This is a genomic window from Haloarchaeobius amylolyticus (genome assembly GCF_026616195.1).
Lineage (GTDB): Archaea > Halobacteriota > Halobacteria > Halobacteriales > Natrialbaceae > Haloarchaeobius > Haloarchaeobius amylolyticus.
The window spans coordinates 1,011,912-1,024,580 of the sequence record NZ_JANHDH010000002.1 but is presented as its reverse complement, the minus strand read 5'-3'; the positions used below and the strand labels follow the sequence as shown (position 1 = coordinate 1,024,580).

The 12,669-nt window shown below is 67.2% G+C and carries 12 protein-coding genes and 1 pseudogene; 6 read left to right on the top strand and 7 right to left on the bottom strand.

Features of this window, described 5'->3' with window-relative positions; translation table 11 throughout:
- Positions 1-429: 429 nt before the first annotated feature.
- Positions 430-1,350: pseudogene (locus NOV86_RS17635) on the top strand (alpha/beta fold hydrolase); the annotation flags it as partial.
- A 210-nt stretch (positions 1,351-1,560) separates the two neighbouring features.
- Here NOV86_RS17635 and NOV86_RS17630 read toward each other — a convergent pair.
- Together NOV86_RS17630 and NOV86_RS17625 are read right to left on the bottom strand one after the other, a co-directional pair.
- A complete protein-coding gene (locus NOV86_RS17630; protein ID WP_267643058.1) occupies positions 1,561-1,950 on the bottom strand; it encodes a Zn-ribbon domain-containing OB-fold protein in 390 nt (129 codons plus the stop codon).
- Entirely contained in the window at positions 1,947-3,113 is a 1,167-nt protein-coding gene (locus NOV86_RS17625; protein ID WP_267643056.1) for a thiolase domain-containing protein, read from the bottom strand. The genes NOV86_RS17630 and NOV86_RS17625 overlap by 4 nt, the downstream gene beginning before the upstream one ends.
- A gap of 171 nt (positions 3,114-3,284) precedes the next feature.
- Between NOV86_RS17625 and NOV86_RS17620 the strand changes: the two genes are divergently transcribed.
- The 5 genes from NOV86_RS17620 (at position 3,285) to NOV86_RS17600 (ending at position 6,929) form a co-directional block, all read left to right on the top strand.
- Positions 3,285-3,701, top strand: coding sequence for a DUF7541 family protein (locus tag NOV86_RS17620; RefSeq protein WP_267643054.1), 417 nt, complete (start codon positions 3,285-3,287; stop codon positions 3,699-3,701).
- Between the two features lie 52 nt (positions 3,702-3,753).
- Entirely contained in the window at positions 3,754-4,110 is a 357-nt protein-coding gene (locus NOV86_RS17615) for a DUF6684 family protein (RefSeq protein WP_267643052.1), read from the top strand.
- Positions 4,111-4,190: 80 nt separating this feature from the next.
- Entirely contained in the window at positions 4,191-6,047 is a 1,857-nt protein-coding gene (locus NOV86_RS17610; RefSeq protein WP_368408782.1) for a cbb3-type cytochrome c oxidase subunit I, read from the top strand.
- Between the two features lie 246 nt (positions 6,048-6,293).
- On the top strand, positions 6,294-6,578 hold the full coding sequence (locus tag NOV86_RS17605) for a DUF7520 family protein (protein ID WP_267643050.1): 285 nt from the start codon (positions 6,294-6,296) through the stop codon (positions 6,576-6,578).
- A 108-nt stretch (positions 6,579-6,686) separates the two neighbouring features.
- Positions 6,687-6,929 (top strand): hypothetical protein, encoded by a 243-nt coding sequence (locus tag NOV86_RS17600; protein WP_267643048.1) that lies wholly within the window; start codon positions 6,687-6,689, stop codon positions 6,927-6,929.
- 1 nt (position 6,930) lies between these two features.
- Here NOV86_RS17600 and acs read toward each other — a convergent pair whose 3' ends face one another.
- The 5 genes from acs to NOV86_RS17575 form a co-directional block, all read right to left on the bottom strand.
- Complete coding sequence (gene acs, locus NOV86_RS17595; protein WP_267643046.1) at positions 6,931-8,922, bottom strand: acetate--CoA ligase; 1,992 nt, start codon at positions 8,920-8,922, stop codon at positions 6,931-6,933.
- 147 nt (positions 8,923-9,069) lie between these two features.
- Positions 9,070-9,813, bottom strand: a complete 744-nt coding sequence (locus tag NOV86_RS17590) for an ABC transporter ATP-binding protein (protein WP_267643044.1) — start codon at positions 9,811-9,813, stop codon at positions 9,070-9,072.
- The gene (locus NOV86_RS17585) at positions 9,810-10,565 is read right to left on the bottom strand and encodes an ABC transporter ATP-binding protein (protein ID WP_267643042.1); all 756 of its coding nucleotides are present in this window, start codon (positions 10,563-10,565) and stop codon (positions 9,810-9,812) included. The genes NOV86_RS17590 and NOV86_RS17585 overlap by 4 nt, the downstream gene beginning before the upstream one ends.
- Positions 10,565-11,704, bottom strand: coding sequence for a branched-chain amino acid ABC transporter permease (locus tag NOV86_RS17580; RefSeq protein ID WP_267643041.1), 1,140 nt, complete (start codon positions 11,702-11,704; stop codon positions 10,565-10,567). Before NOV86_RS17580 ends, NOV86_RS17585 begins: the two co-directional genes overlap by 1 nt.
- Positions 11,701-12,645, bottom strand: coding sequence for a branched-chain amino acid ABC transporter permease (locus NOV86_RS17575; protein WP_267643039.1), 945 nt, complete (start codon positions 12,643-12,645; stop codon positions 11,701-11,703). Before NOV86_RS17575 ends, NOV86_RS17580 begins: the two co-directional genes overlap by 4 nt.
- Between the last annotated feature and the right edge of the window lie 24 nt (positions 12,646-12,669).

Here is a 12,669-nt window from a genome sequence, read left to right as displayed (position 1 = left end):
ATTCAATCGTCGCCATTCGCACGAAGGGACGTTAAGACCCGGTCGGCGTCACGGGGGCGGTCGCGGGGGCGGAGACGCCCTGCCTTATGAACGACGGGAGTATTACTGGTGGCGGACTAAGCGCTCGCCCGTCCAAGTCTGGAACGCCTCACTACCCTCGAACAGAGTGCTGCGGAGCGGCCACAGCGCGTCGTCGAAGTGGGGTTCCTTCGGCCAGCCCACCCCCCGGTCGAAGGCTTCGCGGGCAGGGTCCTCACTGCCTGCACCGGCGCGGGCGAGCGGGCTGGTCGGTGGTCAACCCCCCATCCCCCACACGGCCCGCGACCACCTGCAATCGGTTCGACGACACTTCCGTCGCGGTGGTCCCCACGGCGGTCCTTCCACCCCAACTGTCGGCAAGATTAAGTTACAGCCGGACGAAGGTCTGGTATGAACCTCAAGAAGGCGGTAGCAACAGCAGGCGTCGGTGTCGGTGCTGTCGCCGTGGCGAACGCAGCGCTCTCGCGCAAGGCGGACCCGCTCGGCCCGCCGCTCCCGGGCGAGCAACACACCTACCGCTGGCGCGGGATGGACGTCTCCTACACCGAGGCGGGCGACCCCGACGCGCCCGACCTCCTGTTCCTGCACGGCATCAACGCCGCGGGGACGAGCCACGAGTGGCGCGAGATCTTCGAGCCGCTCTCGAAGGCCTACCACGTCATCGCGCCCGACCTCCCGGGGTACGGGCTCTCTGACCGCCCGCCGCTCGTCTACACTGCCGACCTCTACACCGACTTCGTGTCGGACTTCATCCGCGACGTGACCGACGACCCGACGGTCATCGCCTCCTCGCTCTCGTCGGCCTACGCCACGAGCGCGGCCAAGCAGACCGCGGTCGAACGCCTCATCCTCGTCTGCCCGACCGCGACGAGCATGCCCGGCGGCCGGAAACCGTTCGTCCGCACCCTGATGCGTGCGCCCTTCGTCGGGACGGCGCTGTTCAACGCCATCTCGTCGAACCCGTCGCTGGAGTACTTCAGTTCGGACCACGGCTACTACGACATGGCCGGGTACAGCCACAAGAAACAGGAGTACCAGTGGCAGACCACCCACCAGCCCGGTGCGCGCTACGCGCCCGCGTCGTTCCTCTCGGGGTACCTCGACGCCGACATCGACCTCGCGACCGCCCTCGACGAGGTCGACGCCCCCGTGACGCTGGTCTGGGGCCGCGAGGCCGAGACCACGCCGCTTGCGGAGGGCCGCCGCCTCGCCGACGCGACCGGCGCGAAACTGGTCGTCATCGACTACGCGATGCTCGTCCCGCACGACGAGCACCCCGACAAGTTCGTCGAGGCCATCGAGGAGGACCTCCCCGAGATCTCGGCGGAGACGTTCAAGGAGGAGCGCAAGCAGAGCCTCGAGAAGCGCCGCCAGCGCGAGCGCGAGGGCAAGGACCATCCCGGTGACGTCGGCGTCACCGTCGAGAACGAGCGCGACGCCAGCGACTCGGCAGGGGCTGTCGAGATAGACGTCGAAGACACCGGCGAGAACTGAAGCGACGCCGGCCGCTTTTCCTGCGTCTCAGTCCGCGCGGAAGACGATGACGCGGTCGCCGGTCGTCTCCGTCTCGTCGACGCCGAGGGTCACCGACATGCCGACCTCGACCTCGTCGGGGGCGACGCCGGTGACGATACCGGTCACGCGGACCGGGCCGAACCGCGCGATGGCGGTCGCGAACGGTGCGTCCTCGCTGAAGTTCGGCGTCGGGACGTGGACGATGGTGAACGTCTCGACCTCGCCGGTCTTCGGCAGTGCCTCTTCGGTCAGTTCGGTCGACCCGGTGGCGGGGTCGACGCGCCGGGGCGGCAGCCAGCCGTCGCCCTCGGGCCCTTCGAGGTAGTACGGCTCGCCGTCCTCGATGGCGTCGAGCCAGTCATCGTAGCCGGCGTTGACCGCGGTTCCGTCGCTCATCCTCTCACCTCCAGGACGTGGACGACAGCACTGGCAACCGTCCCACCCGCGTTGTGGGTGATGCCGGTCGTCGCGCCGTCGACGTACTCGCTGTTCGGGTGGTCGCCGCGCAGGATCTGCGTCAGCTCGGCGACCTGGGACGCGCCGGTCGCGCCGACCGGGTGACCCTTGGCCTTGAGCCCGCCGGAGAGGTTGACCGGCAGGTCGCCCTCTCTGGTCGTCGTGCCCTCGCGGGCGGCCGAGATGCCCTCGCCGACCTCGAACAGGCCGAGGGACTCCATCGCCAGAACCTCGGCGATGGTGAAGCAGTCGTGGACCTCCGCGACGTCCACGTCGCTCGCCGAGATGCCGGCGTCCGCGTAGGCCTCGTCGGCGGCCTCGTCGGCCGCGGGCGAGCGAGCGAGGTAGTCGCGGTCGTGCAGGGCCATCAGGTCGCCGCCCTGCCCGGTGCCGGTGATGCTGACCGGGGCCTCGAGGTCGTGCTCCTCGGCGAACTCGTCGGAGACGAGCACGAGCGCGCTCGCGCCGTCCGAGATGGGACAGGAGTCGTACAGGCCGAGCGGTTCGGCGACCATCGGTGCCTCGATGACGTCCTCGGGCGTGATCTCGCGCTGGTACTGTGCCTTCTCGTTCGGGACCGCGTTCTCGTGGTTCTTCACCGCGATGGCGGCGAGGTCCTCGCGCGTGCCGCCGTACTCGCTGAAGTAGGCGTTGGCCATGAGCGCGTAGGCGCCCGGGAACGTCATCCCGGCCTTGACCTCCCAGAGGTCGTCGGCCGCGATGGCGAGCGCCTCCGTCGCGCCCGCGGTGCCCAGGTTCGTCATCCGCTCGGCGCCGCCGACGAGGATGACGTCCGTCTCGCCGTTCCGGATGTTCTTGACGGCTTCGCGGACCGCGACACCGGAGGAGGCACACGCTGCCTCGTAGCGGGTCGCCGGCGCGTCGACGCCGACGGCCTCCGCCATCAGCGGCCCCTGGTGGCCCTGGTGCTCCGCGAGTTCGCCCATGAAGTTCCCGTAGAACAGCGATTCCACGTGCTCTCTCCCAACCCCAGCGTCCTCGAGGGCGTCGAGTCCAGCCTCCGCGAACAGGTCCCGGCCCGTGCGTTCCGGGGAGGCACCGAACTTCGTCAGTCCGACACCTGCGATGCGTACCTCTGTCATCGTTTCCGACTACTCCACGCGGCGTTTAATATGTCGTGGTTAACGCGCCGAAACCCACAGAGAGCGGCTATACACGGAGAATAGTTTACTCGGGTTCGAAACAATACTCGTGGCGCGGGCGGGGCACCACCCTTCGTGACCTGTTTATACTTCCGTTCCCAACCCGGGCACATGGCAGAGGAACCGCAGTCGTCCACGCGCGCTCCGAAGCGGTCGAAGGCGAGTGCCTGGCCCATGCTCGTCGCCGTCGGACTCGCCCTCTCAGAGGTCGGCGTGTTGTTCGGGAGCCTCCCCATCTCGGTGTTCGGCCTCCTCATGTTCTCCGGCAGCGTCGGTGGCATCCTCGCGGAGACCGGCTACGTCGACCACCCCTGGTCCGTCATGACGGGGTTCGCGGTCGTCCTCGTCGTCGTCGGTGGCTACCTGTTCGTCGGCTACGGCGGCACGCTGGGCGGCGCGGAGCTCGTCGGCGTCGACAACCGCATCGCGTACCGCGGCGTCGCCATCGCGATGGCCGGCGTCGTGACGCTCGTCGCCGCGGTGGTCGGGATGTTCCAGACCTCGCTCGACACCTCGGCCGCCTCCTGACCGCGCCGAATCAACAACCTATTTGGTCGCCGCGCCGAAGCCACCGACAACGATGGCGCAACAACGGAAGATATTCGACAAGGATACTCTCCTGGACCTCACGGTCAACATCATCCCGCTGGGGATCATGCTGTTCTTCCTGGTCCTGTTCGTCCCGATGGTCTACGGGCCGTTCTCGTGGGACTCGACGTACTCGATCCTCATGCTGGCCCTCATCGTCGCCCCGTTCGTGCTGCTGGCGATCCTGACGTACTTCTCCGCGCTGGCCATCGAGGGTGACGCCCACGAGAGCGAGGGCGAGGGACACATGACCCAGGAGCACCACGACCGGGCGTACGGCACCGACGAGGACGAGGAGCAGACCGACAGCGACGGCGAATCGACCTCCGAGGCCGCGGCCGCCGAGTGACCGCGCGGTATCTTCTCTCGAAATCGACACACCGCGAGCGTCCCGAATCTTTCTTTAGGGTGTAAGCCTCAGCCCCCTACATGGACCTTAGCGGACAGATACTGCTGACTGCCCTGATGGCGGCGGTCCTCTTCGGCGTGTTCTTCTTCATAACGCGCCTCGAGGACTGGCGCACGTACACACCGCTGGCCGGCGGTGGCACGGGCATCGTCAGTCGTGAGACAGGCTACGGCCACGAAGAGAAACCCGGCGGACTGATTCGGTGGTTCACGACCGTCGACCACAAAGACATCGGCATCCTCTACGGCATCTACGCGATCATCGCGTTCGCGTGGGGCGGCCTCGCCGTCGTCCTCATGCGGGCCGAACTCGCCACGGCGGAGGTCGACGTCACCTCCGCGCTCGCGGGCGCCGCTGGCGTCGGACAGGGCCAGCTCCTGTACAACTCGCTGCTCACGAGCCACGGCATCACGATGCTGTTCCTCTTCGGGACGCCCATCCTCGCGGCGTTCTCGAACTACCTCATCCCGCTGCTCATCGGCGCGGACGACATGGCGTTCCCGCGCATCAACGCCATCGCGTTCTGGCTGCTGCCGCCGGGCGCCATCCTCATCTGGGGTGGGTTCTTCCTCGCGCCGTTCATGGACAGCGTCGCACCCTCGATGATCAGCTGGACGATGTACCCACCGCAGTCGACCGCACAGACGGCGACCGGTGGTGCCGCACAGACCATCGCCCAGCTCAACGCCGGGACCGACCTCATGCTGCTCGGCCTGCACCTGACCGGTGTCTCGGCCACCATGGGTGCCATCAACTTCATCGCGACCATCTTCGCCGAGCGCGGCGAGGACGTCGGCTGGGACAAGCTTGACATCTTCTCGTGGACCATCCTGACCCAGTCCGCACTCATCCTGTTCTCGTTCCCGCTGCTCGGCAGCGCACTCGTGATGCTGCTGCTCGACCGGAACCTCGCGACGACGTTCTTCACGGTCGACGGCGGTGGCACCATCCTGTACCAGCACCTGTTCTGGTTCTTCGGCCACCCCGAGGTGTACATCCTCGTGCTGCCCCCGATGGGCATCATCAGCTACGTGCTGCCCCGCTTCTCGGGCCGGAAACTGTTCGGGTTCAAGTTCGTCGTCTACTCCACGCTGGCTATCGGCGTGCTGAGCTTCGGCGTCTGGGCGCACCACATGTTCGCGTCCGGTATCGACCCGCGCATCCGCGCCTCGTTCATGGCCGTCTCGCTGGCCATCGCGATACCGAGTGCGGTGAAGACGTTCAACTGGATCACCACGATGTGGAACGGCAAGCTCCGGCTCACGACGCCGATGCTGTTCTGCATCGGGTTCATCTCGAACTTCATCATCGGCGGTGTCACCGGCGTCTTCCTCGCCGCGGTCCCCGTCGACCTGCTGCTCCACGACACCTACTACGTCGTCGGGCACTTCCACTACGTCATCATGGGCGCCATCGCGTTCGCGGTCTTCGCGGGCGTCTACTACTGGTTCCCGCTCGTCACCGGCCGGATGTACCAAGTCACCCTGGCCAAGGCACACTTCTGGCTGACGATGGTCGGGACCAACCTGACGTTCTTCGCGATGATCCTGATGGGCTACGCCGGGATGCCGCGCCGGTACGCCGGCTACGCGGGCATCACGGTCGGCCCCATCGACCTCATCACGCTGATGCACCAGCTCGCGACCGTCGGGGCGGCGATCCTGACCGTCGCGACCGTCATCTGGCTGCTGAACATGGTCCAGTCCTACCTCGAGGGCCCGCGCGTCGGCCCCGACCCGTGGAACCTCGAAGAGGACGGGCTGCCGTCCCACGAGTGGGACTGGTTCGCGGACCAGCAGGAGACGGCCCTCGCCGACGGCGGTGAGGAACAGGAGGTCGCCACGGACGGCGGCGAGGTCGTCGACGACGACGAGTAACGAACGACCGTTCTCTCTCTTCTACTGCGTTCCGGTTCGAGAGACGCGTCTCTCTGTCCGTCGATTCCAAGAGAGCAGGTACCCAACCGCCCAGAGAACGTTAGCTGAGAACGAGGACGAACCCGGTCACGAACATCAGGAGGACGATAGCACCGAGGACGAGGCCGATGAGTTCCTTTTCGCTCATATCGCGGCGTTAGGAGTCGAGAGGGAAAGGCTAATCGTTGCGAGGGCCAACCTCCGAACGTGAGCAATCTCATCTCCGGACGACTCCGCGGGACCCGGGTCGTCCTCACCGTCTACGCCGTCGTGGTCGCGCTCTCGGGCGTCTTCGGCGCCGCGGTGGGCGTCCTGCTGCCGGTCGACGTGGGGCGCGACGTGGACGTCGCGAGCATCGCCGGGTTCGAGTTCGCCGTCACGCCGCTGAACTTCGCCATCTACGGGATGGCGATGGTCGGCATCAGCCTCGGTCTCTTGCTGTTGCTCGTCACGTTCGTCTCGCGATACGACGACGAGAAGATCTCTGAGTAAGGAGTCCTCAATAGCGGTCGAGACGGGTATCGACCGGTCGTTACGGGACGTGGGCACAATATATCAAAATTTGTAAACTTCTATACGCGGCGGGGCGGAACTCGCCGTATGGCACTCTCCGAGTACGTCGGTCGTCCGTCGCCGACCGGCGGCGCGACCGTCGTTCGCGTCGCACCCCACAGCCACTGGCGACCGGGCAGGAATCGAACGGAACCGTGTGCACACTGCGGCGAGGAACTCGACCTCGCCAGCAGGCACGTCCTCGTCGAGGTCGAGGACGAGGAGACCGGCGAGACGGACCGGCTGTTCTTCCAGAACGAGCGGTGTCTCGACGAGTGGTTCGAGGGCTGAGCTAGACCTCGTCCTCGCGGACCTTCGCGGCGATGTCCTCGACGACCTCGGGGTTCCGGAGCGTCGAAGTGTCGCCCAGTTCCGCGTCGTTCGCGATGTCCTCGAGCAAGCGCCGCATTATCTTGCCCGAGCGGGTCTTCGGCAGCTCGGGCGTGAAGACGACGCGCTCGGGCTTGGCGATGGGGCCGATAGCCTCGTCGACGCCGTCGACGATCTTCTGGCGGAGGTCGTCGTCACCCTCGACGCCGTCCTCGGTGATGACGTAGGCGTACACCGCCTCACCCTTCACGTCGTGGTGGCCACCGACGACCGCGGCCTCGGCGACGCCGGGGACGCCGACGATGGCGGACTCGATCTCCATCGTGCCGAGGCGGTGGCCGGAGACGTTGATGACGTCGTCGACGCGGCCCAGCACCGTGATGTAGCCGTCCTCGTCGATCTTCGCGCCGTCCTCCGGGAAGTACACCCACTCGTCCGCGTCGGGGTCGGAGTACTCTCGCCAGTACTCGTCGATGAAGCGGTCGTCGTTCTGGTAGAGGGTGCGGAGCATCCCCGGCCACGGTTTGTTCACCACGAGATAGCCCGCTTCGCCGGCTCCGACCGGGTCACCGCCCGCGTCGACCACGTCGGCCGAGACGCCGGGGAGTGGCGGGCCCGCCGAGCCGGGTTTCATCTCCCCGACGCCGGGGAGGGTGGTTATCATCATCCCGCCGGTCTCGGTCTGCCACCACGTGTCCACGACGGGGCAGGACTCGTCGCCGATGTGCTTGTAGTACCACTTCCACGCCCGCGGGTTGATGGGTTCGCCGACGGTCCCGAGGAGACGCAGGCTGGAGAGGTCGTGTCGGTCGGGGTACTCCGCGCCCCACTTCATGAACGCCCGGATGGCCGTCGGCGCGGTGTAGAACTGGTCGACGCGGTACTTCTCGACCAGCTCCCAGAGCCGGTCGCGGTCGGGGTAGTCCGGCGTCCCCTCGTACATCATCGTGGTCGTCCCGAGCGCGAGTGGGCCGTAGACGATGTAGCTGTGGCCGGTGATCCAGCCGATGTCCGCGGCACACCAGTACGTGTCCTCCGGTTTCACGTCCAGGACGGCGTGACTGGTCCAGGCCGCGTAGGCGAGGTAGCCACCCGTCGTGTGCTTGACGCCCTTGGGCTGGCCGGTGGTGCCCGAGGTGTACATGAGAAAGAGCATGTCCTCGGCGCTGCGCTCGACCGGCTCGACCTCCTCGCCCTCGTGGGCGTCGACCAGCTCGTCGTAGTCGTGGTGGTGCGTGCCGAGGAAGTGCTTCAGGTCGTCGCCGAGGCGATCCACGACGACGGTCTCGACGTCGTGGTCGACACCCCGCAGCCCGCGGTCGGCCTTCTCCTTGTGGTTGAGCGCGTCGCCGCGGCGGTAGTAGCCGTCGCAGGTGACGAGGTACTCCGAGTCGGCCGCGTTCATGCGGGTCGCGAGCGCGTCCGCGGAGAAGCCCGCGAAGACGACCGAGTGCGGCGCGCCGATGCGGGCACACGCCAGCATGGCGATGGGCAGCTCCGGAATCATCGGCATGTAGAGTGTGACGACGTCGTCCTCGCCGACGCCCAGCTCGCGCAGGCCGGCCGCGAAGGCGTTCACCTCGCGGTAGAGGTCCTGGTAGGTGTAGGTCCGGGTGTCGCCCGGCTCGCCCTCCCACCGGATGGCGGCCTGGTTCTTCCGCCCGTTCTCGATGTGGCGGTCGATGCAGTTGTACGAGGCGTTGAGCGTGCCGTCGCCGAACCACTCGTAGAAGGGCGCGTCGCTGTCGTCGAGTAGCTCGGTGTACTCCTGCTCCCAGTCGAGGAGGTCGGCCGCCCGCTCCCAGCACTCGGGCCAGTTCTCCTCGAACTCGTCGTAGATCCCCGGGTCCGAGACGTTCGCCTGCTCGACGAACGCGGCCGGTGGTTCGAACGAATCCTGTTCGGCCAGCCGTGCCTCCAGTTCGACCTCGGGTGCATCGCTGTCGTCGGCCATGGTACTCCTTCTCCCATCACGGGGATAAAAATTCCCCCGCCCCCGACGCTTTCGGTCGGTTTTCGGTCAGTCTTCGAAGACGACGCGACCGTCGACGAGAGACTCGAGTGACGCGTCCGGAACGCGTCGAAGAAGGAGCGCCCCGGCTCAGACGCCGAGGTAGCGCTGGCGCGTCTCCTCGTCGGCGGCCAGCGTGTCCGATTCGCCCTCGAAGACGATCTCGCCCTGGTCGATGACGTAACAGCGGTCAGCGATGTTCATCGCCGCCCGGGCGTTCTGTTCGACCAGCAGTATCGTCTGGCCGTCGGCCCTGATGCGCTCGATGGCGGCCTCGACCGATTCGATGATCTGTGGCGCCAGCCCCTCGTAGGGTTCGTCGAGCAACAGCAGTTCCGTCGGCTGCCTGAGCGCCCGCGCGATGGCGAGCATCTGCTGTTCGCCACCGGAGAGGGTCCCACCGGCCTGTTGCTGGCGTTCCTCCAGCCGGGGGAAGTACTCGAACACCGCCTCCAGCGACAGCCCGGTGTCGGTCGTCGCGGCCGACCGCCCCCAGCGGTTCGAGGGGTTACGGGCGACCTCCGGGAGCCGGAGGTTCTCGGCGACGGTCAACTCGGTGAACACGCGTCGCTCCTCGGGGACGAACGAGATACCGCGTGCCGCCACGTCCTCCGGGTTCTGTGCGGTGATGTCGGCGCCGTCGAACTGGACGGTGCCGGACCGGACCGCGGGGGGTTCGGTGCCCGCGATGGAGCGCAGCGTCGTCGTCTTCCCCGCGCCGTTCCGGCCGAGCAGGGCACAGATCTCGCCCTCCGAGACCGACATCGACACGTCCCGCAGGATGTGGCTCTCCCCGTAGTGGGCGTTCACGTCGGACAGTTCCAGCAGCATCACTCGGCACCTCCGAGGTAGGCCTGCTGGACCGCCTCGTTCTTTCTGATGGCGTCCGGTGGCCCCTCCGCGATGACCTGCCCGCGGTTGAGCACGATGATGCGGTCGGAGACCTCGAAGATGATCTCCATGTCGTGCTCGACGAGCAGGAACGTCAGGCCCCGCTCCTCCTTGACGCGCTCGATGAGGTCGACCGTCGCTTCGGTCTCCTCGGGCGACATCCCCGCCGTCGGCTCGTCCATGAGCAACAGGTCGGGGTCGGCCGCGAGGGCGATGCCGATCTCCAGGCGCCGCTTGTCGCCGTAGGGCAGGTCGGCGGCCCGCTGGTCGTGCTGGTCCCAGAGGCCGACCGACTGGAGCGTGTCTCTGGCCACGCCCTCGACCTCGGCGTAGCCGTCGAGCCGACGGAAGAAGTTGTACCGGAACGAGCCGTGTTCCGCGCCGAGGGCGGCGATGCGGGCGTTCTCCTCGACCGTGAGGTCCGGGAAGATGGAGGCCGTCTGGAACGACTTGCTCACGCCGCGCTGGACGACCTCGTGGGGGTCGAGGCCGACGATGGACTCGCCCTTGAACCGGATGTCGCCCTCGGTCGGCTCCAGCCGGCGGGTCATCAGGTTGATGAGCGTCGACTTCCCGGCCCCGTTCGGTCCGATGAGGCTGACGCGTTCGTCCTCGTGGATGTCGATGGAGACGTCGTCGGTCGCGGTGACCCCGCCGAAGCGCTTGACGAGGTTGTCCGTCTCGAGCAGCGCCATCAGGACTCACCCCCGTCGGCACGGGCCTGCCTGTCGCGTTCTTCGCCCGTGAGCCGGGCCTTCAGGTCCTGGACGCCGCCCCAGAGGCCGCGCGGGACGAGCCAGACCACGAGCACGAACAGGAGCCCGAGCATGAGGTGCCAGCTGTCCCCGACGGTCGAACTCAGCACGTTCGACATGTAGAGGTACACGCCGGCTCCGAGGAAGGCGCCGAACAGCGTGCCGACGCCCCCGAGGATGCTCATGATGACGACCTCGCCGCTGACCAGCCAGTAGAACGTCTCGGCGGAGGTCGACCCGTTGTACACCGTGAACAGTGCGCCGGCGACGCCGGCGAACGCGCCCGAGATGACGAACGCGACGAGCTTGTACCGCCACACGTTCAGGCCGACGAACTCGGCGCGCTGTTCGTTCTCGCGGATGGCCTTGAACACCAGCCCGTAGGGCGACCTGAGGATGCGGTAGGCGACCGCCACGGAGATGACGGTGAAGATGGCCACCAGGAGGTAGAGCCAGCTGCCGACCAGTCCGAGCGGGGTCAGGATGGGCACGCCCGCCGACAGGGGGATGACGCCGACGAGCCCGCCGATCTCGAGCAGGAGGCCGTCCTCGCCGCCCGTGATGGGCCCGAGTGGTCCGAAGATGGTGAAGTACAGCATCTGGCCGAACGCGAGCGTGAGGATGGAGAAGTAGATCCCCCCGCGTCGCAGCGAGAGGACCCCGAGTATCCACGCCACCGCGATGCTCGCGAGCAGGCCGGCCGCGACCAGTACGAGGGGGTAGCCGATGCCCGCGTACTCGACGAGCAGGCCGGCGACGATGCTGCCGGTGCCCCAGAAGGCCGCGTGGCCGAACGAGAGCAGGCCGGTGTAGCCGTGCAGCAGGTCGTACCCCATGGTGAAGATGCCCCAGATGAGGATGAGCGTCGTCAGCCCGTAGTACCCACTCAGCAGGTCGCTGATGACCGGTGCGCCCGCGAAGAGGTACGGGAACAGCAACACGGTGAGCAGGGTCAGGAGTACCACCGTCCCCTCGTCGCCGATGACCGTCGCGTAGTGGTCGAGGAGGCCGTCGCCGGACTCCTCGCGGGCGGACCCGCCCGCGGTCCCGTGACCGCCGTCGGCACGACCGTCGGTCATGCGGTACTCACCTCCTCACCCATGATGCCCTGTGGCCGCCAGAGCAGGATGACCGCGGCCATCGCGTAGATGGCCACCTGCGCCCACGGCGCCAGGTTGTACGTCCCGATGGACGTCTGGATGAAGAACGACTGTATCAGTCCCAGTGTGACGCCGCCGAGGACCGCGCCCCTGATGCTCCCGACCCCACCGATGACGACGGTGACGAACGCGGGCACCAGGATGTCGGTCCCCGCGGTCGGGTTGATGGGGTTCAGCGGCCCGCCGACCACGCCGGCGACGCCGGCCAGGGCCGCCCCGATGCCGAAGACGACGACGTACGGGCGGGTGATGCGGATGCCGAGCAGTCTGACCATCTCGGCGTCCTCGGTCCCGGCCCGGACCACGAGGCCGAAGTCGGTGTACTCGATGAGCAGGTACACCCCGAGGACGAGGACGGCGGTGATGCCGATGACGGCGATGCGCCACCACGTGGTCGCGACGCCCTCGATGGGCACCGACCCCTGGATGGGCTGGGCGAAGCTCTGGCTGCTGGAGCCGAACAGCAGCCGGAGCGACTCCTGGACGACGATCGCCAGCCCGAACGTCACGAGTATCTGGTCTGTATCCGGCCTGTCGTAGAACGCCCGTGTCACGAACCGCTCCATGAGCAGTCCGAGGAGGAAGACGACCACGATGACGGCGACCAGCGCGAGGAGGAACCCGGCCTCCAGCCCGAGCGAACTGAATCCCCAGCTCGAGAGGTACCCCTCCGAGAGCGTGAGCGTCCCGGCCACGTAGAGGCCGAAGTACGCGCCGACGATGTACAGCGCCCCGTGGGCGAAGTTGACGAACTCGAGCGTTCCGAGGATGATCGACAGCCCGACCGCCAGCAGGACGTATATCGACCCCTGCTGGAGCCCGTTCAGTAGTATCGAGACGACGGTGGTAGCGAGACTCATGTGCGACCCTTGTTTTCGTGTAAA

Coding starts and splice junctions, on each gene's coding strand:
- NOV86_RS17575 (WP_267643039.1), bottom strand. CDS start 12,645: ATGAGTCTCGCTACCACCGTCGTCTCGATACTACTGAACGGGCTCCAG.
- NOV86_RS17615 (WP_267643052.1), top strand. CDS start 3,754: ATGGCGCAACAACGGAAGATATTCGACAAGGATACTCTCCTGGACCTC.
- acs (WP_267643046.1), bottom strand. CDS start 8,922: ATGGCCGACGACAGCGATGCACCCGAGGTCGAACTGGAGGCACGGCTG.
- NOV86_RS17620 (WP_267643054.1), top strand. CDS start 3,285: ATGGCAGAGGAACCGCAGTCGTCCACGCGCGCTCCGAAGCGGTCGAAG.
- NOV86_RS17610 (WP_368408782.1), top strand. CDS start 4,191: ATGGACCTTAGCGGACAGATACTGCTGACTGCCCTGATGGCGGCGGTC.
- NOV86_RS17580 (WP_267643041.1), bottom strand. CDS start 11,704: ATGACCGACGGTCGTGCCGACGGCGGTCACGGGACCGCGGGCGGGTCC.
- NOV86_RS17585 (WP_267643042.1), bottom strand. CDS start 10,565: ATGGCGCTGCTCGAGACGGACAACCTCGTCAAGCGCTTCGGCGGGGTC.
- NOV86_RS17600 (WP_267643048.1), top strand. CDS start 6,687: ATGGCACTCTCCGAGTACGTCGGTCGTCCGTCGCCGACCGGCGGCGCG.
- NOV86_RS17625 (WP_267643056.1), bottom strand. CDS start 3,113: ATGACAGAGGTACGCATCGCAGGTGTCGGACTGACGAAGTTCGGTGCC.
- NOV86_RS17630 (WP_267643058.1), bottom strand. CDS start 1,950: ATGAGCGACGGAACCGCGGTCAACGCCGGCTACGATGACTGGCTCGAC.